The 20,089-nt window shown below is 74.7% G+C and carries 22 protein-coding genes; 1 reads left to right on the forward strand and 21 read right to left on the reverse strand.

Translation table 11 applies throughout. The features are described 5' to 3' along the window. Positions 1–69: 69 nt before the first annotated feature. The 20 genes from EAD96_RS16655 to EAD96_RS16750 all read right to left on the reverse strand — a co-directional run bounded on the left by EAD96_RS16655 (position 70) and on the right by EAD96_RS16750 (position 18,825). Entirely contained in the window at positions 70–1,749 is a 1,680-nt protein-coding gene (locus EAD96_RS16655) for an extracellular solute-binding protein (RefSeq protein ID WP_121684972.1), read from the reverse strand. Between the two features lie 107 nt (positions 1,750–1,856). Next, positions 1,857–2,546 (reverse strand): dihydrofolate reductase family protein, encoded by a 690-nt coding sequence (locus EAD96_RS16660; protein ID WP_121684973.1) that lies wholly within the window; start codon positions 2,544–2,546, stop codon positions 1,857–1,859. Beyond that, on the reverse strand, positions 2,543–3,172 hold the full coding sequence (gene ribA / locus EAD96_RS16665) for a GTP cyclohydrolase II (RefSeq protein ID WP_121684974.1): 630 nt from the start codon (positions 3,170–3,172) through the stop codon (positions 2,543–2,545). The genes EAD96_RS16660 and ribA overlap by 4 nt, the downstream gene beginning before the upstream one ends. Before the next feature lie 69 nt (positions 3,173–3,241). Beyond that, the gene (locus EAD96_RS16670; RefSeq protein WP_233585894.1) at positions 3,242–4,138 is read right to left on the reverse strand and encodes a lysylphosphatidylglycerol synthase transmembrane domain-containing protein; all 897 of its coding nucleotides are present in this window, start codon (positions 4,136–4,138) and stop codon (positions 3,242–3,244) included. Positions 4,139–4,276: 138 nt separating this feature from the next. Beyond that, positions 4,277–5,086, reverse strand: a complete 810-nt coding sequence (locus EAD96_RS16675) for a class I SAM-dependent methyltransferase (RefSeq protein WP_121684976.1) — start codon at positions 5,084–5,086, stop codon at positions 4,277–4,279. Then, positions 5,083–6,120 carry a glycosyltransferase family 4 protein gene (locus EAD96_RS16680; RefSeq protein ID WP_121684977.1) on the reverse strand — a complete coding sequence of 346 codons (1,038 nt, stop codon included), beginning with the start codon at positions 6,118–6,120 and terminating at the stop codon, positions 5,083–5,085. Before EAD96_RS16680 ends, EAD96_RS16675 begins: the two co-directional genes overlap by 4 nt. A 4-nt stretch (positions 6,121–6,124) precedes the next feature. Further along, positions 6,125–6,523 carry a 6-carboxytetrahydropterin synthase gene (locus EAD96_RS16685; RefSeq protein ID WP_120573745.1) on the reverse strand — a complete coding sequence of 133 codons (399 nt, stop codon included), beginning with the start codon at positions 6,521–6,523 and terminating at the stop codon, positions 6,125–6,127. Positions 6,524–6,525: 2 nt separating this feature from the next. Further along, positions 6,526–7,503, reverse strand: a complete 978-nt coding sequence (locus EAD96_RS16690; RefSeq protein ID WP_121684978.1) for a zinc-binding alcohol dehydrogenase — start codon at positions 7,501–7,503, stop codon at positions 6,526–6,528. A gap of 91 nt (positions 7,504–7,594) precedes the next feature. Further along, on the reverse strand, positions 7,595–7,867 hold the full coding sequence (locus tag EAD96_RS16695; protein WP_071094632.1) for a hypothetical protein: 273 nt from the start codon (positions 7,865–7,867) through the stop codon (positions 7,595–7,597). Positions 7,868–7,962: 95 nt separating this feature from the next. Beyond that, a complete protein-coding gene (locus EAD96_RS16700) occupies positions 7,963–9,015 on the reverse strand; it encodes an ABC transporter ATP-binding protein (protein WP_121684979.1) in 1,053 nt (350 codons plus the stop codon). Next, positions 9,012–9,809, reverse strand: coding sequence for an ABC transporter permease (locus EAD96_RS16705; protein WP_121684980.1), 798 nt, complete (start codon positions 9,807–9,809; stop codon positions 9,012–9,014). The genes EAD96_RS16700 and EAD96_RS16705 overlap by 4 nt, the downstream gene beginning before the upstream one ends. Next, positions 9,806–10,588, reverse strand: coding sequence for a molybdate ABC transporter substrate-binding protein (gene modA, locus EAD96_RS16710; protein WP_121684981.1), 783 nt, complete (start codon positions 10,586–10,588; stop codon positions 9,806–9,808). Before modA ends, EAD96_RS16705 begins: the two co-directional genes overlap by 4 nt. After that, positions 10,585–10,986 carry a molybdopterin-binding protein gene (locus EAD96_RS16715; protein ID WP_121684982.1) on the reverse strand — a complete coding sequence of 134 codons (402 nt, stop codon included), beginning with the start codon at positions 10,984–10,986 and terminating at the stop codon, positions 10,585–10,587. The genes modA and EAD96_RS16715 overlap by 4 nt, the downstream gene beginning before the upstream one ends. Before the next feature lie 94 nt (positions 10,987–11,080). After that, positions 11,081–13,234: a heavy metal translocating P-type ATPase gene (locus EAD96_RS16720; protein WP_121684983.1), complete on the reverse strand. Its 2,154-nt coding sequence runs from the start codon at positions 13,232–13,234 to the stop codon at positions 11,081–11,083. A gap of 74 nt (positions 13,235–13,308) precedes the next feature. Beyond that, positions 13,309–13,782 (reverse strand): macro domain-containing protein, encoded by a 474-nt coding sequence (locus EAD96_RS16725; protein WP_121684988.1) that lies wholly within the window; start codon positions 13,780–13,782, stop codon positions 13,309–13,311. Positions 13,783–13,812: 30 nt separating this feature from the next. Beyond that, positions 13,813–14,196 (reverse strand): DUF1622 domain-containing protein, encoded by a 384-nt coding sequence (locus tag EAD96_RS16730; RefSeq protein ID WP_120569521.1) that lies wholly within the window; start codon positions 14,194–14,196, stop codon positions 13,813–13,815. A gap of 91 nt (positions 14,197–14,287) precedes the next feature. Continuing rightward, positions 14,288–14,953 carry a TcmI family type II polyketide cyclase gene (locus tag EAD96_RS16735; protein WP_121684984.1) on the reverse strand — a complete coding sequence of 222 codons (666 nt, stop codon included), beginning with the start codon at positions 14,951–14,953 and terminating at the stop codon, positions 14,288–14,290. Positions 14,954–15,005: 52 nt separating this feature from the next. Further along, positions 15,006–16,232 (reverse strand): cytochrome P450, encoded by a 1,227-nt coding sequence (locus EAD96_RS16740; RefSeq protein WP_121684985.1) that lies wholly within the window; start codon positions 16,230–16,232, stop codon positions 15,006–15,008. Further along, positions 16,229–16,549: a putative quinol monooxygenase gene (locus EAD96_RS16745; protein ID WP_120569519.1), complete on the reverse strand. Its 321-nt coding sequence runs from the start codon at positions 16,547–16,549 to the stop codon at positions 16,229–16,231. Before EAD96_RS16745 ends, EAD96_RS16740 begins: the two co-directional genes overlap by 4 nt. After that, on the reverse strand, positions 16,546–18,825 hold the full coding sequence (locus EAD96_RS16750; protein ID WP_121684986.1) for an FAD-dependent oxidoreductase: 2,280 nt from the start codon (positions 18,823–18,825) through the stop codon (positions 16,546–16,548). Before EAD96_RS16750 ends, EAD96_RS16745 begins: the two co-directional genes overlap by 4 nt. 183 nt (positions 18,826–19,008) lie before the next feature. Here EAD96_RS16750 and EAD96_RS16755 point away from each other — a divergent pair, with 183 nt between their 5' ends. Then, complete coding sequence (locus EAD96_RS16755; RefSeq protein ID WP_121684987.1) at positions 19,009–19,767, forward strand: trans-aconitate 2-methyltransferase; 759 nt, start codon at positions 19,009–19,011, stop codon at positions 19,765–19,767. Between the two features lie 127 nt (positions 19,768–19,894). On the opposite strand, the gene EAD96_RS16760 is transcribed toward EAD96_RS16755, so the two are convergent. After that, positions 19,895–20,089: helix-turn-helix transcriptional regulator (locus EAD96_RS16760; protein ID WP_147457892.1), on the reverse strand; the 195-nt coding region annotated here is incomplete at its 5' end.

The raw sequence follows: 20,089 nt of genomic DNA on the forward strand, positions 1-20,089 counted from the left end.
GCGGGCGGCCGGGTGGGGCCGGCGCGTCCGGCCGGGCCCGCTCGGGCCCGGCCAGGACGGCCGGCTCGTTCACCGGCCCTCCTTGGGCAGCGAGTCGGCGAGCAGTTTGCGGGCCTCCTCGCCGCCGTTCGCCTTCCACTCCGCGACGATGGCGTCCACGTCGGCGAGCGGGCGGCGGCCGCGCAGCACGTCGGTGAACTTGTCCTCGGTGGGCACCTGGTTGGCCTTGTAGGCGGCGGGCATCTCCAGCTTCACCCCGGCCCACGGGTTGGGCTCCAGGTGCTTCACCATCTCGTTGGAGTAGGCGAGCGCGTCCGGCACGAAGCGCGGGGTGTCCGGGAAGGGTCCGATGGTGGGGTTGCGGCCGCTGATGAAGAAGTACTGGTTGGCGATCTCCTTGAACGCCAGGTCGGTCTTCACCGGCCCGTTCGGCGACGGGGTGTGGTGCTTGCCCGCGACGCCGAAGTCCCGTAGCTGGGCCTCCTGGCTGCCGAGCGGCGCGGAACACCAGTTGATGATCCGCAGCAGCTCCTGGACCCGGTCCTTGCCGAGGCCCTTCTTGACGAACGTGTAGGAGATCGGCTCGTCGTCGCCCCAGACCAGCGGGTCGCCGCCGGTGGCGGAGAAGACCGGCACCGGCTGGATGTTCAGCGCACGGTTGGTCTTCTGGTGCTCGGCCTGGGCGCCCTGCCAGAAGCCGAAGCCGTCCTGGAGGAACACGATCGCGCCGTTCTTGGCGAACAACTGCTTGGCGTCCGCGCCCTTGCTGGCCACGATGTCCGGGTGGACCAGGCCGTCCGCGTAGATCTTGGCCATCACCTCCAGCGCGCGGCGGAACTCCTGGGTCTCGTACTTGAACTCGGGGGTGCCGTCGGACTTGACCCGCCATCCGCCCTTGTGGCCCGGCACCCGGTGGAACATCTGGATCATGGCGAAGACGTCGTTGAACGCCCACACCTTGCGCGCCGGGTCGGTGACCTGCCTGGCCACGGCGAGCAGGTCGTCCAGGTTCGCGGGCACGGCGAGGCCGCGCGCGTCGAGCAGGTCCTTGCGGGTGAACAGCGCCCAGGGGAACGGCCCGTCCGTGGGGTTGGGCACGGACATGATCCGCTCGTTCCAGACCGCACGCCGCCAGGCCCCGGTGGGGAAGGTCGCCAGCATCGGGTACGCGGCGGCGGCGTCGCCCTTCAGGTGGTCGGTCAGGTCCTCGAAGAGCACCTTGATCGCCTCGGCGAAGCGCGGGATCTTCTCCACCTCCCACCCCGGCACGCACAGCAGGTCCGGCACGTCCCGCGCGCCGAGCATCGCGTTGAGCTTGTCGGCGTACGTGACGCCGTCCTGGATGGTGAAGTTGACCGGCGTGCCCAGCTCGGCGTTCACGGCCTGGAGGTAGGCGCTCTGCGCCACGCCGGGCGGCGCCGGGCCCCAGGCCGGGGTCATCGCGGTGACCTGCTTGCCGCTGGTGCCGGGCTTGTCGGTGACGGCGTCGACGAGGCTCGCCGGATAGCGGGTGTAGCCGTCGGGCACCGGGCGGGTGCCCGCGATGTCGGGCTTGACCGCACCGGGCAGGTCCTTGCGGGTGGGCAGCAGGCCGGAGACGGCGTCGAGGTCCTGGGCGGCGCCGGAGCCGGCCGGCTTCTCGGAGCAGCCGGCGAGCAGCGGGCCGGTGGCGGTGGCGGCCACGCCGAGGCCGACCAGGCCGAGGAAGCGGCGGCGGGAGGAGCCCGGGTCGGGGTGGTGCGCGGTCATCGGTCCCCCTTCGGGAAGGGAAGCGCAGTGGATTAGTTCGTATGGATGGTCAACAAACTAATCACGTCGATGAGCTTGCACAAGGGCGGACCGGATCGACGCGGGGGTCAGGCCGGGCAGCGGTCGGACAGCGCGTACCGGGTGAGCACCACGTCGCCGATCTGGCGCACCTCGACCACCCGGGCTCGGCGCCCCGGGTGCCACGGGAAACGGCCGTCCCCGACGAAGCGCGGCGCCCGCCGGTCCCCCACGAAGAACGGCGCCACCACCAGGTGCAACTCGTCGGCCAGGCCGGCGGTGAGGAACTGGCGGTGCACGGAGCCGCCGCCCTCCACCATCAGGCGCGACACGCCGCGCCCGGCCAGGTCGGCCACCACCGCCTCCGGGGTGGCCGGATCACCGGCGTCGACCACCGTGGACACCGCGCCCACCTGCTCGCGGGCCTTGTCCACCACGCCGCTCGGGCAGTACACCAGCTTGAGGCCGTCGCCGGCGGTGAAGAACCGGGCCCGCGGATCGAGGTCGCCGCTGCCGGTCACAGTCACCTTCACCGGCGACGGCGGCAACCCGCGCGCCATGCGCTCGGAACGCCGGCGCTCGCTGCGCACCAGCAGGCGCGGATCGTCGCGGCGGACGGTGGCCGCCCCCACCATGATCGCGTCACACCCGGCCCGGGTCGCGTCGACCCGGTCCAGGTCGTCGTCGTTCGACAGCAGCAACCGCTCGGCGGTCGCGTCGTCGATGTAGCCGTCGATCGACATCGCGCAGCTGAGCAGCACGTACGGGCGGGTGGTCACGGCACGAACGGCAGGTCGAGGGCATGGTCGGCACGGGTCACCTTGGCCGCCAGGTAGCCCGCGTTGGCAGGCGACAGGTGCACGCCGGTGGAGACCCGGTCGGCCACCGTCACGCCCAGCCGTTCGAGCTGGGCCGCCTTGTCCGGGTTGTTGCTGAGCAGGGCCACCCGGTCCACGCCCAGCGCGGCGAGCATCTGCGCGGCCACCGTGTAGTCGCGCTCGTCCGCGCCGCGCCCGAGCGCCAGGTTCGCCTCGTACGTGTCCAGGCCGCCGTCCTGCAGGGCGTACGCGTCGAGCTTGGCGTACAGGCCGATGCCGCGCCCCTCCTGCCGCAGGTAGAGCAGGTAGCCGCCGGCCTCGGCGATCCGCTCGACCGCCTCGCGCAACTGCGGGCCGCAGTCGCAGCGCTGGCTGCCGAACACGTCCCCGGTGAGGCACTCGCTGTGCGGGCGGACCAGCGGCGGGTCGGCGTCGGCGTGCTCACCGAGCCCGAACGCCAGGTGCTCGCGGCCGTCGACGAGACCGTGGAAGGTGTGCACGCGGGCCGTGGTCACGTAGCCGTCGGGGAACCGGAGCGGAACCGTCACGCGGGTCCGGACCGTCGCGGTGGGCAGCGTTTCGTCCATGGTTCTCCTGTCGTCCGGTCGCCGGGCGGACCCGGCGACGCACACCTCGCTCCCCCACCGTAGGCGGGATCACCGACAGTTGCCGGGCTCGCGCCGGGGCATCCGCCGTGCCAGCAGCACCGCGGCGCCCGGCAGGCTGGCCACGAGGACCAGCGCGCCGTACACCGTGCCGGTCGCCACACCCTGCGCGGCGGTCAGCCCGGCCGAGGCGAACGCCCACGCGGCCACCCCCTCGCGCGGCCCGAATCCGCCCACGTTCAGCGGCACCGCCATGGCCAGCAGCGCGAGCAGCGTCAGCGGCAGCAGGTGCGACAGCGGCGCGTCCGCGCCGGCCGTGCGCGCGGCCACCACGAACGTGGCCAGGTGACCGGCGAACACCACTGTCGAGGCGATCACCACACCGGCCCAGGTCCGGCGGCCCAGCACCCCGGAGCGCACGTCGGTGAGCGCCGTCCGGGCCGCCCGGGCGAAGCGGGACGCCCCGGAGCGGGGCACCGCGCGGGCGGCCAGCACCAGCGCCAACGCGACCACTGCCAGTACGGCGGCCAGCGCCGGCAGGTACCGGCGCACCGGCGACGGGAACGCGGCCAGCAGCGCCACCGCGATGACCACCTGCACCACCTGCCCGGCGGTGCGCTCCCACACCACCGCCCGGACGCCGCGCGCCACGTCACCGGCGTCGCGGCCGTGCCGTACCGCCCGGTGCACGTCGCCGAGCACGCCGCCGGGGAGCGTGGAGTTGAGGAAGACCGCCCGGTAGCAGTGCGCCACCGCGGCGCGCATCGGCAGCCGTACGCCCAGCCCACCGGCGACGAGCGACCAGCGCCAGGCGCAGCAGACGGTGGTGACCACGCCGATGCCGAGCGCGGCGGCCAGCGCCGGCGCGTCGATCAGCCGCAGCCCGGCCAGGAACGGGCCGGTGCCCACCGAGGCGACGAGCGCGGCGAGCACCGCGAGCCCGAGCAGCGGGCGTACCCATGCCCGGCCGGTCCGGGCCCGGCGCGGGGCGGGCGTGACGGCCGGTACGGGCCCGGCGACGGCGACGTGTGACAAACGGTCCTCCCTTGTTCCCACCGGTTGTCACGTGCCGACGGCCGGTACGGTTCAGCCGGCGAGCAGGTCGGCGTGATGCAGCACCACCTCGAGCCGGCCGGCGGCGGCCTCGGTGAGCCGCCACTTCTGATACGTCGCGGCGGGCCCGGACAGATGCGGTCGTTCCTCGACCGCAGCGCCGACCCAGCCGGTGAGCCACTCGGCGGCCAGTTCCGCCTGCTCCGGCCCGAGCTGCCACGGGGTCGGCCGCACGCGCGTCTCGACGCCGTGACGGCGGAACGCGGCCACGGCGACGTCCACCGCGTCCGGTCCGAGCAGCGTCCGGCCGTCGACGGTACGGCGCTGGTGGGCGTTGAACGCGGCGGTCAGCTCGGCGTCGAGCGGATCCGGCGGGGTGAACTCGGCCCGCCCGGTCACGGTGAGCGCGAACAGCGTCGGGTGGCCGGCGCACACCGCCGCCATCCGTTCGACCTCCTCGGCGGTGAGCATGTCCAGCAGCGCGGACGCGGTGACCAGGTGGGCGTCGGCCAGGTCGGCGGGGGTCAGCCTCGTGACGTCGGAGCCGCGGGTGGTCACCGTGACGTCGGCGCCGTCGGCGGCGGTGAGCCGTCCGGCCCGGGCCAGCGCCAGCAGGTCCGCGTCACGTTCGTGCAGCACCCAGTGTTGCGGGCCGGGCAGCCGCGGGGCGAGCCAGCGGGCCATCGAGCCGGTGCCGCTGCCCAGGTCGTGCACGACGAGCGGACGGTCGGCGGGCAGCCGGTCGCGGACCGCGTCGGCCAGCTCGGCGCTGCGGGCCGCCGCGTCGGCGGGCTCGCGCAGCCGCAGCCAGTCCGCGAAGCCGGGCGGGAGTGAGGTGGTCATGCCTCGGTCGCCTCCTTGAGCGCCGTCGCCAGCCGGTCCACTGTGGCCGGCCAGCCGGTGAGGGTGTGCCGCCGCTGCCGGGCGGCGCGGCGCAGCCGGTCCCGCAGGCCCGGGTCGGTGAGCCAGCGGCGCAGCGCCGCGGCGGTCGCGCCCGGGTCGCCCGCCGGCACCAGCAGGCCGGGCCGGTCGCCGCCGGGGGCGTGCCCGAGCGTGTCCGGCAGGCCGCCGGTGTCGCTCGCCAGCACCGGCACGCCCCTGGCCAGCGCCTCGGTGACCACCATGCCGTACGTCTCCCGCCGGGAGGGCGCAACCAGCAGATCGGCGGCGGCGTACGTGGCGGCCAGGTCGGGGCCGGTGCGTGGACCGGTGAGCCGGACCCGGCCGCCGAGACCGGTCGCGGCCAGCCGCTCGCGCAGCCGGTCGGCGAACGCCCGGTCCCGGTCCGGCGGACCCACCCAGTCGCAGGTCCAGTCGAGATCCGCGACCTCGGTGAGCGCGGCGGCGAGCACGTCGTGGCCCTTGACCGGGGTGACCGCCGCGACGCAGAGCAGCCGTCCCCCGCCGGGCGTGCCGGAGGCGACGGGCGCCGGGTCGACGCCGGGCGGGGCGACGGTCACCCGTCCGGGCGGCAGCCGGTAGCGGTCGAGCAGCCGGTCGCGGGTCCACTCGCTGGTGGCGACCACGGCGGTGGCCGCCGCCAGCGACCGCGCCTCCGTCTCGCCCTCGATCGGCAGGTGCACCAGGATCACCAGGCGCAGCCGCGCGGCGTGCGGGGCGAGCACGTCCGGCACGGTCGAGGCGACCAGACCGTCGAGGAGCACCGGAACGCCGTCGGGCAGCCCGCCGAGCAGCCCGGCCAGGTCGGCGCGTTCCCGTGGCCCGGGGTGCGGCCAGCCGCCCGGCACCTGGTGTTCGCGTACCGTCCAGCCGCGCCCGGCCAGGCCCCGGCAGACGTGGCGGTCGTAGGCGTTGCCGCCGCTGGGTTCCGCCGGGTCGTCGATGTCGCCCGGCAGCACCACGTGGACGACTGTCATCCGGTCAGAGCGACCGCTCGTAGCTCGCCCACGCGATGTGCGACTCGTGCAGCGTGACGGTGATCCCGGCCAGGCCGCGCGCACCCTCCCCCAGCCGGCCGTCGTGCACCCCGTCGGCGAGCCGGTCGGCGATCGTCCGCGCGAGCACCTCCGTGGTGGTGTTCACCCCGGCGAAGGCGGGCTCGTCGTCGAGGTTGCGGTAGTTCAGCTCGGCGAGCACGGCCTTGAGCTGCTCGGTGGCCAGCCCGATGTCGACCACGATCCCGTCGTCGTCCAGCTCGGCGCGGCGGAACGTGGCGTCGACGACGAACGTCGCCCCGTGCAGCCGCTGGGCCGGGCCGAAGACCTCGCCGCGGAAGCTGTGGGCGACCATCATGTGGTCCCGGACGGTCACGCTGAACACGATCACTCCTCGCCGTAGGTGATGAGATGGCACAGCGCCGGCAGCTCGCCAGAGGCGAGCCGGTCCAGCACGTCGGGCAGGTCGTCGAAGCGGGACCGGCCGGTGAGCAGCGCGTCGAACACCGGGTCGGCCAGCAGGTCCAGGGCCAGCGCGAGCCGGTCGGCGTAGCTGCGGTCGGCTCGCCGGGGCGACACGGTGCCGACCTGGCTGCTGCGGATGCCCAGCCGTCGGGAGTGGAACGCGCCGCCCAGCGCGAGCGTGACCGGCCGGTCGCCGTACCAGCTCAGCTCCAGCACCGTGCCCTCGGGGCGCAGCAGTTCCAGGCCGCGTTGCAGCCCGTCGGCGGTGGCGCTGGCGTGCACCACGAGGTCGCGCTCGCCGGTCGCGTCGGCGGGCGTGGCGAAGCCGGCGCCGAGCGCGGCGGCCACCTCGGCGCGGGCCGGGTCGGCGTCGACGAGTTCGACCCGGACGCCGGGGAAACGGGCCAGCAGCGCGGTGACCGCGCAGCCCACCATCCCGCCGCCGATCACCGTGACCCGGTCGCCGACCAGCGGCGCGGCGTCCCAGAGCGCGTTCACAGCGGTCTCCACGGTGCCGGCCAGCACCGCGCGCTGCGCCGGCACACCGTCCGGCACGACGGTCACGGCGTCGGCCGGGACCACGTACGCGCTCTGGTGCGGGTAGAGGCAGAAGACGGTACGGCCGAGCAGCCGCTCGTCGCCCGCCTCGACGGTGCCGATGCTCAGGTAGCCGTACTTGACCGGGGCCGGGAAGTCGCCCTCCTGGAACGGCGCCCGCATCGCGTCGTGCTGGTCGGCCGGGACGCGGCCGGTGAACACGAGCGTCTCGGTGCCGCGGCTGACGCCGGAGAAGCGCGTGCGCACCAGCACCTCACCGGGGCCGGGTTCGGCGAGCCGGACCGGCCGGATCTCGCCCTGGCCGGGGGCGCGGAGCCAGAACGCGTGGGCGTCGACCGTCACGAACTCTCCTCTTCCCCGCATTCCGACCGAGTTGTCGATCATAAACACGGAAGCGGGGCGTCCGCGGTTCGAACCGCCCGCGACCCGATGCTCAGGCGGCGCGCCGGCGCTGCTCCGTACGCCAGGTCTCGGGCTCGGCCCGGTCGGCGTGCCGGTCCCCGGCCAGTTCCATGGCCCGGTGGGCGGCGGTCAGCGCGTCACACGGCGCCACCTGGCCGTCACACAGCAGGCTCTCGCACCGGCCGGACTCGTCGGGCCGGTGGGCGACTGCAACGTCGTACGCGGCCCGCCAGAGCAACGGGTCGGTGACTCCCCGTGGCAGGTCGGCGTCCAGACTGGACCTGTTGCGGATCGTGTCGGGCACCGTGTCCCCCTTTGCGTCGTCGCTACCGTCCCAGTGACCGGTTGAGCGCAGATCAAACCTCTCACCTGCGCACACGTCGCGACCAGCGGTGTTTGTCACGCCGGATAGGCGCGCGTCTCGGCTGCCTTGACCGCGGCCCAGACCGGCCGGCCGGGGATCAGTCCGAGATGGGCCGCGGCGGCGGGCGTGACGTCGGCGGCGACCTCGACCGGCCCGGCCAGTTGCACGCGCAGGTTGTCGCCGTGGCGTTGCACGCCGGTGACGGTGGCCGCCCAGACGTTGCGCGGGCTGCCCTCGGGCCGGGACGGGTGCAGCGCGACGGCGGCCGGCGGGTACGCGACGAACGCCTCACCGTGGACGGTGTCGGCGGTGGTGAGCGTCAGCTCACCGACTGTGACGGTGTGCCCGTCGGCGTGGCCGCGGTGCAGGTTGAGGCCGACCAGCCGGGCCACGTAGTCGGTGCGAGGCCGGGCCGTGACGGTGGCGGCGTCGCCCTCCTGCACGACGCGCCCGTCCTCCACGATGACCAGTCGGTCGGCGAGCACCAGGGCGTCGAGGGGGTCGTGGGTGACGAGCAGCGTCGCCCCGGGGTGCGCGCCGAGGTGGCGCTGGAGTTCGGCGCGGGTGTCCAGCCGGGTCCGGGCGTCGAGCGCGGCGAGCGGCTCGTCGAGCAGCAGCAGCGCCGGGTCGACGGCGAGCGCGCGGGCCAGCGCGACCCGCTGCGCCTGCCCGCCGGAGAGCTGCCGGGGCCGGCGCCGGGCCTGGTCGCCGAGGCCGACGCGGTCCAGCCACTCCTGGGCCCGGGCGCGGGCGGCCCGTTTGTCGGCGCCCCGTCGGCGCGGCCCGAACGCCACGTTGTCCAGCGCGCTGAAGTGCGGGAACAGCAGGTAGTCCTGGAACACCACGCCGACCGGCCGCCGCTCCGGCGGCGTCCACACCCGGCGGTCGGGCCGGTCCAGGTCGGCGCCGTCGAGCGTGAGGTGCCCGGCGGCGAGGGGGTGCAGCCCGGCGAGTACCCGCAGCGCTGTGGTCTTGCCGGCGCCGTTGGGGCCGAGCAGCGCCACCACCTCACCGGCGGCGATGCGCAGCCGCACGTCGAGGGTGAACCCGTCCCGCTCGGCGACCAGATGCGCGTCCAGCACACTCATGTCGTCCCGACCCATTTGTCGCGCAACGCGGCGAGGATGACCACGGAGACGGTGAGCAGGATCAGGCTGAGCACGATCGCGGCCTGCAGGTCGGTCTCCAGCGCCAGGTAGACCGCCAGCGGCATGGTCTGGGTGCGGCCGGGATAGTTGCCGGCAAACGTGATGGTGGCCCCGAACTCGCCGAGCGCGCGCGCCCAGCAGAGCACCGCGCCGGCCGCCACGCCCGGGGCGACGAGCGGCAACGTGACCCGGGTGAAGGTGGTGAGCCGCCCGGCGCCGAGCGTGGCGGCTGCCTCCTCGTACCGGGGGTCGGCGCCACGGAGCGCGCCCTCGACGGCGATGACCAGGAACGGCATGGCCACGAACGCCTCGGCCAGCACCACCCCGGCGGTGGTGAACGGCAGCGTCACGCCGAACGTCTCGTCCAGCCACGACCCGATCAGCCCGCGCCGGCCGAAGACCAGCAGCAGCGCCACGCCGCCGACCACCGGCGGCAGTACCAGCGGCACCGTGACCAGCGCCCGGACCAGCCGCCGCCCGGGGAACTCCACCCGGGCCAACAGCCACGCCAGGGGTACGCCGAGCGCCACGCAGAGCAGGGTGGCGACGGTGGCGGTCTCCAGCGACAGCCGAAGCGCGGTGAGCACACCCGGTTCGGTCAGCCGCCGGGGCAGCGTGGTCCAGGGTGCCCGGAGCAGCAGACCGGCGAGCGGCAGGACGAGGAAGGCGAGTCCGAGCCCGGCGGGCACGAGCAGGGCGATCGGCACCCGCTGCCGGCGTACGGTGCGGCTCATGCGCCCGGCGGCGCCTGGAACCCGGCGGCGGTGAGCACGGCGAGCCCGTTGTCGGAGCGGACGAAGTCGACGAAGGCGCGGGCGCCGGCCGGGTTGCCTGCGGCGCGAAGCACCACGATCGGATAGTCGTTGACGGCGCGCGCCGACTCGGGGAACTCGACCGCGTCGAGCCCGGGAGCGGCGCGTACGTCGGTGCGGTAGACCAGCGCGGCGTCGACCTCGCCGAGGCGCAGCTTGGCCAGCGCGCCCTTGACGTCCTGTTCGAGCGTGGCGGGCGTGAGCCGCACACCTGCCGCGTCGAGCGCGGTGCGCGCGGCGGCGCCGCAGGGCACCTGCTCCGCGCAGAGCGCCACCTTGACGCCGGGGCGGGCCAGGTCGGCCAGCCCGCCGACCCGCGCCGGGTTGCCAGAGGGTACGGCGACGACGAGCTGGTTGCGGACCAGCACGGCCGGTTCGCCGGCGGCGTCACCGGCGTCGGTGACCGTCTTCATGGTGGCCGGGGAGGCGGCGGCGAACACGTCGGCCGGCGCACCCTGGGTGATCTGGGTGGCGAGCCCGGAACTGCCGCCGAAGTTGAACGTGACGGTGCGGCCCGGGTGCGCGGCCTCGTACTCCTTGCCGAGCCGGGTGAACGACTCGGTGAGCGAGGCGGCGGCGAACACGGTCACCGGGCCGGCGCCGTCGGGCCCGGCCGGTTCGTCCGCGCCGCCGCAGCCGGTCAGGCCGAGTGCCGCCACCAGCGCAGCGGCGAGCGCGGCGCGGCTCCACCGTACGGTCACGGGCTGGTCCTTCCCCTGGGGGTGGAGGCGCGCTCGACCACGACGGTGGTCGACTTGATCACCGCGACGGCGACGGAGCCGACCTGGAGGTCGAGGTCGTCGACGGCCTCGCGGCTCATCAGCGACACCACCCGGAACGGCCCGGCCTGGATGTCGACCTGGGCCATCACGGTGTCCTTGACGACGGCGGTGACGATGCCGCGCAGCCGGTTGCGGGCCGAGGACAGCTCGGGGTGGCCGGGAGCGCGGACGAACGCGGCCACGTCGGCGCCGTCGAGCACCCGGTGGCCGTGCTCGTCGCGGGTGGCCGGCAGCTTGCCGGCGTCGATCCAGCGGCGGACCGTGTCCGCGCTGACCCCGAGCAGCTCGGCCGCCTCGCCGATCCGGAACACCGTCACGCGCTCACCCTAGCCGGACGCAGGTGCGGGCCGGAAGGGGCATTGTCGCTCGCAACCGCGAGCCTCCGGGTGGTCGCCGGGCCGGAACTGCGGCTCAGTCGGCCGGGGCGATCCGGACCCGGCGCAGCAGTTGGGCGTTGAGCGCGACCACGATCGTGGAGGCGGACATCAGCACCGCGCCCAGCGCCGGGCTGAGCGCGACGCCCGCCCACGCGAGGACCCCGGCGGCGAGCGGGATCGCGACCACGTTGTAGCCGGCCGCCCAGGCCAGGTTCTGCCGCATCTTCCGGTACGACGCGCGGGACAGCCGGATGACGCCGCCGACACCGCGCGGGTCGGAGCCGGCGAGCACCACCCCGGCGGACTCGATCGCCACGTCGGTGCCGGCGCCGATGGCCAGCCCGACGTCGGCGCGAGCCAGCGCCGGCGCGTCGTTCACGCCGTCGCCGACCATCGCCACCGTCAGTCCCCGATCGCGCAGCTCGGCCACCGCCTTGTCCTTGTCGGCGGGGAGCACCTCGGCGAAGACCTCGTCGACGCCGGGCCGGAACCCGAGGTCGGCGGCCACCGCCTCGGCCACCGGGCGCGCGTCCCCGGTGATCATCACGATCTTGCGTACGCCGAGGTCGCGCAGCTCCGCCACGGCGGCCCGCGCCTCCGGGCGCACCTGGTCCTCCATCCCGAACGCGGCGGTCACCTCGGGCCGGCCGCCCTCGGGCAGGCGGACCAGATGCAGCACCGCGGCGCCCCGGCCCGACCACTCCCGCGCGGCCCGGGCCAGGTCGTCCGGCACCGGGGCGTCGAGTTCGCGCAGCAGCGCCGGCCCGCCGACCGCCCAGTCGACGCCGTCCACAGTGGCGCGCACGCCCCGGCCGGTCAGCGCGCGAAAGCCGTGCGCCGCCGGACGCGCCGTCCCCGCTTCCCGGCTGCTCCGGCCCGCCTCCCGCGCGTCCGGATGCCGGTCGGGCTCGGCCGGACCCGCCGCGCGCGCGTCGGCGGCGGCGACCAGCGCCCGGGCCAGTGGGTGCTCGCTGTCGGCCTCCACCGCGCCGGCCAGGGCCAGGGCGGCGTTCTCGTCCAGCCCGCCGGTGGTGGCCACGCCGGTGACCGTGTGCCGGCCGGTGGTGAGCGTGCCGGTCTTGTCGAACAGGACGGTGTCGACGGTGCGCATCCGCTCCAGCGCCAGCCGGTCCTTGACCAGGATGCCGGCGCGGGCCGACAGCGCGGTCGACAGCGCCACCACCAGCGGGATCGCCAGGCCGAGGGCGTGCGGGCAGGCGATCACCAGCACCGTCACGGTGCGTACCACCGCCTGGTCGGGGTCGCCGAGCAGCGCCCAGACCGCGAACGTGGCCAGGCCGGCGAACGCCGCCAGGTAGAACAGCAGCGCGGCGAACCGGTCGGCGAGCACCTGCGCGCGCCCGCCGGAGGCCTGCGCCTGCGCCACGAGCCGCCCGATGCCGGCCAGCGCGGTGTCCGCGCCGACCGCCTCGACGCGTACCCGGAGGGTGGAGTCGGTGGCGACGGTGCCGGCGACCACCCGGTCTCCGGCGGCGCGTGCCACCGGCCGCGACTCCCCTGTGATCATCGACTCGTCCAGCTCGGCGGCGCCCTCGACGATCCGGCCGTCGGCCGGCACCCGCCCGCCGGGGCGCACCAGCACCAGGTCGCCCACCCGCAGCTCGCCGACCGGCACCGGATGCGGCCGCCCGGCGTCGTCCAGGCGCTCGGCGTCGTCGGGCAGCAGCGCTGCGAGCGCACCGAGCGCGCCGCGCGCCTGCCCGACCGCCCGCATCTCCTGCCAGTGGCCGAGCAGCATGATGGTGACCAGCGCGGCCAGCTCCCACCAGAAGTCCAGATCGAACAGGCCGATGCTGGTGGCGGCCGAGGCGAGGTACGCGACCACGATCGCCATCGAGATCAGCAGCATCATCCCGGGGGTGCGTTCGCGCAGCTCACGCAGGCCGCCGGTGAGGAACGGCCAGCCGCCGTAGAGGAAGACCACGGTGCCGAGCACCGGGCCGACCCAGCGCACACCCGGGAAGTCCAGCGTGTAGCCGAACCAGTCCATCACCATGTGGCTGGTGGCGACGATCGGCACGGTGAGCGCCAGGCTCAGCCAGAACCGGCGGCGGAACTGCTCCGGGTCGTGCCCGGCGTGCGCGCCGTGGCCGCCGCCATGACCGCCGCCGTGGTCGCCGCCGTGGTCGCCGTAGTGGCCCGTGTCGTGACCGGATCCGTGCTCCATCGCACCACCATACCCCCTGGGGGTACCGGCCGGCATCGCCTCGGCGAAGTGGCGAGGGCGACAGGCGGAGGTCACTACCGGTCGTAGACGGTCACCGGGATGCCGCGCTCGGACAACGCGCGCCGGATCAACGGCTCGATCCGCTGCCACGAGCCGCCGGCCAGCCCGCAGCCGATGCGCGGCATGTGCACCGACGCGCCCAGTTCCTCGGCGCGGTCGGCCACGGCTGTGAGGCAGCGCTCCACCGCGTCGTACCGGATCGGCGGCCCGGCGCTGCCCCGGCGCATCCCGCGCTGGCCCACCATGTTGGCCACCCACAGGTCCGGCGCGACCCGGACCAGCCGGACGGCGCCCAGCCCGAAGTCGTTGCCGGCCCGGTGCCGGTGCCACTCCCGGTAGTCGCGTTCCGGCTCGGGCCACCGCCGCGAGACGGCGAGGACGAAGCCCTTTCCCCAGCCGCCCAGATCGTTGCAGACGTGCGCGACGATCTTGGGGCCCTTCGCCTGCGGGCTCGTCGCGTCACCGCGCAGAATCCGGAACTCCGCCATGCCCGGCATGCTGCCGCAGGGGTACGACGCTCAGCGCTGGGGGCGGGCGCCGACGCTCGGCCGCTCGGCGGGAGTCCGGCTCTGCCAGGGCCAGCGGCCGTCCAGCTCCACTTCGAGGGAGAAGCTGAGGAACGTACGGACCAGCACGATCAGCGCCAGCACGCCGACGCTGGTGAACGTGGGCGACACCGCGACGGTCCGGATGATGTCGCCGCCGACCAGGAACTCCAGGCCGAGCAGGATGGCCCGGCCGACCCCCTGCCGGTACGCCCGGTAGTGCGCGACCACCTGACGGGTCCGGGCGCAGCGCACCGCGAACACCGCCGTGGCGACCGCGACGCCGACCGCGATGACGAGCACCCCGGCCAGGTCGAGCAGCGTCCCGACGTGCTGAACGATCTCCTTCGTCGACACCCGGCACCCCCGCACCAGCCTGGCGTACGGCCGGTCGCGGGGGCGGCGTTTCCGCGCTCCCGCCACCCGGTGGGCGGGGACGCGGATCGGGTCAGTCCTGGGCCTGCCAGCGGTAGAAGACGGTGGCCACCGAGTCCTGCGGGCCCTGCCACCGGTCCGGCCGGTACGGCTCGATGTACGGGCCGAGGTCCTGCATCACCTTCCCGAAGGCCGGCTTGTCGCCGTGCTGGTCCCGGGTGGCCTCGGCCGCCGACGACTCCTGTTCGAGCAGGTGCACGTAGACGTCGTCGATCGAGTAGAGCCAGCGGCCGGTGACGCCGAGGTCGGCCGGGAGCGACCCGGCGTCGGACTCGCCGAAGACCCGTGCCACGTCCGGCTCCGCGCCCGGCTTGATCCGCCCGACGATCACGGTGAGCGTGGTGTCGGCGGGCGGCTCGCCCTCGGGCGCCCAGTGGTAGAACTCCTTCGCCACCGAGTCCGACGGGTTCTTCCAGTAGCGCGGGTACGGCGTCACGTACGGGCCGATCTCCTCGGCGATCTTCTGGAAGGCGGGCAGGCCGCGGGTCTGCCCGGAGATCCGCGGGTCCTGCTCCCGCTCGATCACGTGGATGTAGAGGTCGTGGTGCGACAGCAGGTACCGGCCGATGACGCCCAGGTCCTGCGGCCGGGTGGCCTGGTCGTAGTGGCCGAACACGCCGCCGACGATCTGCTCGCTGCCGGGGACCATGTGACAGACGATCACGTTGCGGAAGACCATGACTGCTCCTTGATGGTTGCGACGGGGGCGGCGGCGCGCGGCGGCGGCGCCGTCAGGCGGTGAAGGTGACCGGCAGTTCCAGCAGGCCGCGGAACGGCGAGGCGGCGGGGAGCCGGCGCACCTGCGCGAGCGGTACGCCGAGACGCAGTCCGGGCAGCCGCCGCAGCAGCGCGCCGAGCGCGAGTTCGGCCTCCATCCGGGCCAGCGAGACGCCCAGGCAGTAGTGGACACCGTGACCGAACCCGAGGTGCGGGCCCCGGACCCGGCGCAGGTCCAGCCGGTCCGGGTCGGCGAAGTGGGCCGGGTCGTGGTTCGCCGCGTTGATCGCCACCCCGACGATCGCGCCGCGCGGGATGCAGACGCCCTGATAGTCGACGTCCTCGGTGGCGATGCGCGGGCTGGCCACCGGCAGCGGCCCGTCGAAGCGCAACAGCTCCTCGATGGCGGCCGGCAGCAGGCGGGGCGTGGCGCGCAGCAGTTCCATCTGCTCGGGGTGGGTGAGCAGGGCCAGCACGGCGTTGCCGAGGAAGTCGGCGGTGGTCTGGTGCCCGGCGAACAGCAGCAGGAACGTGGTGGTGACCAGTTCCGCCTCGGACAGCGTCCCGTCCTGGTCGACGGCCTTGATCAGCGCGCCGATGATGTCGTCGGCCGGGTCGTCGCGCTTGGCGCGGACCAGCCCGGCCAGGTACTGGTGCAGCCGGAGCTGGGCCTCCTGCACCGCCGCCCGTTCCTCGGCCGGGGGCCGGCTGGTGGAGCCGGAGGTGCGGATGACCTGGGTCCAGTCGAGCACCCGGCCGTGGTCGGCCGGCGGCACGCCGAGCAGTTCGCAGATGACCGTCATCGGCAGCGGGATGGCGAAGTCGTGCATGAGGTCCGCCTCGCCGTGCGGCGCCATCTTGTCGATGAGCTGGTCGACGATCGACGCCACCCGGGGGCGCAACGCCTCGATCCGCCGGGGCGCGAACGCCTGCGACACGACCCGGCGCAGCCGGGTGTGCTCCGGCGGATCGGAGTTGAGCATGTTGCGGTTCAGGCCTTCGGAGTTCGGACCGAAGATCTTCAGGTAGTGCTGCTCCGGGCCGTACAGGTCCTTGGACAGGCGCGGGTCGGTCAGCGCGGTGCGCGCGTCGTCGAAGCGGGTGATCAGCCAGGAGTCGAAGCGCGGCGAGCCGACCGGGCAGACCGGCCGCTCGGCGCGCAGCCGGGCCAGTGTGGGGTACGGATCGGCCGCGAACGCGTCGGTGTAGAGCTCGCTCGCCGGCACCACGTCGTCGGTCATCGCCCCTCCCCCGGCTCGCCGGCCACGCTGTGCAATACCTGGTAGGTGTGCCGGTCGGCGGACTCGCGCAGCTCGCGGATGATGCTCAGCAGCCGGTCCCGGTGCGTGCTGCGGCCGAACGCGTCGAGCCGTTCGCGGTCGGCCCAGTCGCTGATGATCAGGTAGCTGCGCGGGTCGTCGGCGTCGCGGACCAGGTCCTGGTGCAGGCAGCCGTCCAGCGTGCGGATCTGTTCGGCCGCGGTGAGCCACTCCGCCTCGAAGCGCTCCTCGCAGCCCTCCCGGGTCCGCATCGACAGCACGGTCCGGACCCGGCTCACCTCGCGCTCCCGAAGACCAGGTGCAGGTGCTTGCGCAGCGCGTCCGGGTCGACCGGCGCACCCCGGAACCCGACGTGCCCGTCCGGCCGGATCAGGTACAGGCCGGTGCCGGCCAGCCCGTACGCGGCGCGGAAGCGCCGCTCGGCGTCGCGCACCACCGGTGGGTCGAGCAGTCGCGGTTCGTCGGCGTCCGGGTCGAGCAGCAGGTACGCCTCGATCTCCCCGCCGGCCAGCCTTCGCGCGTCGGCGCACAGCCCGGCGAACGCGGCCAGTTCCCCCGCGCCGGCCGTGCGGTCGGCGTAGAGCAGCAGCGTGTGCCGGGTGCCCCGGGTCAGGTCGCGCAGCCGCAGCGGGTGGCCGACGCCGCGCCGGCGCAGCCCGTCGACGTCGGGCGCGATGTCGCCGGGGCGGGGCGCGTCACCGAGCGCGGCCGGGTCGGCGACCGTCTCCCCGACCAGTGGGCTGCCCGCGTAGCTGAGCAGCATGGACATCTCCTGGAGGAACTGGCGTTCCAGGTCGGCGCGGTCCACCTCCTCGGTGCCGGCCATCCGGACCGCCCGGCCGACGATCTCCTCGCCCTCCGGGCGCCGCTCGGTCTCGTAGCTGTCCAGCAGGCCGGGCGCGGCCAGCCCGCGTACCGCCAGGGCGAGCTTCCAGGCCAGGTTCCAGGTGTCCTGGATGCCGGTGTTCATGCCCTGCCCGCCGGCGGGCGGGTGCAGGTGGGCGGCGTCCCCGGCGACGAACACGCGGCCGTCGCGGTAGCGGTCGACGATGCCGTGGCTGATCCGGAACACCGACGACCAGCGCAGGTTGCTCGCCCGGGTGCCGGGTGGCGCGAGGCGGTCCAGCGCGGCCTGCACGTCGGAGATGGTCGGTTCGTCGAGTTCCTCGCTGAACCCGGGCGGGGCGTCGCGCCCGCCGGTCTGGGCGAAGAACCGGGGTGGCGCGAGCGTGGCGATGCGGTAGCGGTGCTCGCCGCGCAGCGGTACGCAGACGAGCATCCCGTCCATCTGCCCGTCGGTCATGTGCAGGAACCGCAGCAGGTGCCCGTCCGGCATGTCCCAGTTCACGTCGACGTCCACCAGCATGAACAGCTGCGGGAACCGGCCCAGCCCGCCGGTGAACGTGAGACCCAGCCGCTCCCGTACCCGGCTGTGCGCGCCGTCGGCACCGACCAGGTACGCCGCGCGTACCGTCTCGGTGCCGCCGTCGGCGGTGCGGACGGTGGCGGTCACGCCCTCGGCGTCCTGGGTGAAGTCGACGAGTTCGGCGCCGCGCTGCGGGCGCACCCCGAGCGTGGCCAGCCGGGCGGTGAGGATCCGCTCGGTCTCGTACTGCGGCAGGCCGAGGTGGGCGTACGGCAGGCCGGGCAGCTCCCAGCTCATCCGGTGGGTCTGCTCGCCGTTGACGAAGACCATGTTGCCGGTGAGCCAGATGCCGGCGTCCATGGCCTCCCGGACGACGCCCTGCTCCTCCCAGATCTCCATGGTGCGGCAGTGCACGCCGATCGCCTTGTCCGCGTGACCGGGCGGGGTGACCTGTTTGTCGATCACCAGGCAGTCGATGCCCCGCCGGGCCAGTTCGACGGCGGCGGTCAGCCCGGTGGGCCCCGCCCCGACGACGAGTACGTCTGTTGTCCTGTGCACGTCGGCCTCCCAGCCCGTGGTGGGGTGTCGGCGGTCGTCCGCGTCGGGCACGACGTGGAACAGCCGGCGCCGGATGTCGAGAAGGAACGGTGCGATCGGTCCGGCCTGCGCCGAGGCGTGGGCCGGGTCACCGATCCAGGCGAGGAACGGCGCGGCGCCGTCCCACTCGGCGAAGATGTGGTGGATGTCCGAGCCGGGTTCGCGCAGCAGCTGTTCGCGGCGGTAGCCGGGTATCGCGGCCATCCGCCGGACCACCTCGGGGTAGCCCCGGTGGAACTCGGCGAGCCGGTCGAGCGGCACGGTGAGCTCGACGTCCACGTAGACCGGGCCCGTTCCGTCCCCGGTCTCGCGCATCAGCGGGTACTCGGGGCCGTCCGCCGGCTCGGTCAGCGGCCGGAGCAGGCCGGCCAGGCGGGCCGCCACCGGCCCGCGCCGGTACGCGCGCAGCGCCGCCTCGTCGGTCCACTCGGTGACGACGACGAAGCCGCGCGGATCGAGGGCGTCGCGCAGCAGCTCGTGCCGCAGGTTGCCGGCCAGCGCGCCGACCTGCCCGGCGACCGTCTCGAAGGCCGGCCCGACCGCGGGCTCGCAGCCGGTGCGCGCGCGCAGCCGGAGCATCGTCCTGATCATGCAGCCCCCTCGAACGGTGCCGTCGTCGTGCCGCGACCCTGTCGCAGCGCGCGTCACCCGCTCGTCACCGTCGACCCGCCGCACGTCCGGTCCCGGTGACGCCGCCGGGACGCCCGTCGCTTATTGCAAGACTTTGGCAACAAGCCTCGACAGGGTCGCCTGCCGGTAACTATCGTGAGCGGCATGACTCCTTACGACTTGGATGTGCGCGCCTGGCAGGAGAGCTGGGACCGGCAGCAGGAGACGTTCATGCCGGACCGGGAGCACCGCTTCGACGCGATGCTCGACGCCGTCGAGGCGGTCACCGGCGACCGGCCGCCACGGGTGCTCGACCTGGCCGGCGGCACCGGCTCGATCAGCCTGCGGACGCTGGCCCGCCGGCCCGACGCCGAGGTGACGGTGCTCGACCTCGACCCGGTGCTGCTCACCCTCGCCGAGGCGGCGCTGGCCGGGCGGGCCGCTGTGGTGACCGCCGACCTCAACCGGTCCGACTGGGCCGCCACGCTGCCGCACCGCGCCTACGACGCGGTACTCACCGCCACCGCGCTGCACTGGGTGGACGGTCCGCGCCTGGCCGAGCTCTACCGCGAGATCCGCGACGTGTTGCGCCCCGGCGGCGTGTTCGTCAACGCCGACCACATGCCCGACGACGCGATGCCGACGCTCACCGCACGGCTCGGCGAGCGCGCGCGGGCGCGCCGGGACGCCCGGCACCGTGCCGGCGCGGCGCTGTCCTGGCCGGACTGGTGGGCGCAGGCGGCCGACGACCCGGTGCTCGGCCCGCTCGTGGAGAAGCGGCGGCAGATCTACCCGACCGGGCACAGCCCGGAGTGGAGCCCGCCCGCGGCGTGGCACCTGGACGCGCTGCGCGCGGCCGGCTTCGCCGAGGCCGGCGTGCTCTGGCGCGGCGGCGGGGACGCCGCGGTGGCCGCGCTGCGCTGACGGCGTCGCGGCCGGACCCCGCTCCCCCCACGGCCCGGCCCGACTCGCCGCCGGGGCTCGGCACAGCCCGCGCGTGGCCGGCCCGACGACCGCCGCGACACGACGCGTACCGAACCGGCCCGCCCGGTCAGGACAGCAGGCGGGCCAGTTCGGTACGCGAGCGCACACCGAGCCGGTGGAAGACGTTGCGCAGGTGGTGGTCGACGGTCCGCGTGGACAGGCACATCCGGGTGGCGATCTCCCGGTTGGTCGCCCCCTCCGCGACCAGCCGGGCGATGTGCAGCTGCTGCCCGGTCAGCAACTCCTCCGGACCGTGCCGCAC

Origin of the sequence: Micromonospora sp. BL1 (genome assembly GCF_003667485.1) — a bacterium.
In the GTDB taxonomy this organism is placed as follows: Bacteria; Actinomycetota; Actinomycetes; order Mycobacteriales; family Micromonosporaceae; genus Micromonospora; species Micromonospora tulbaghiae.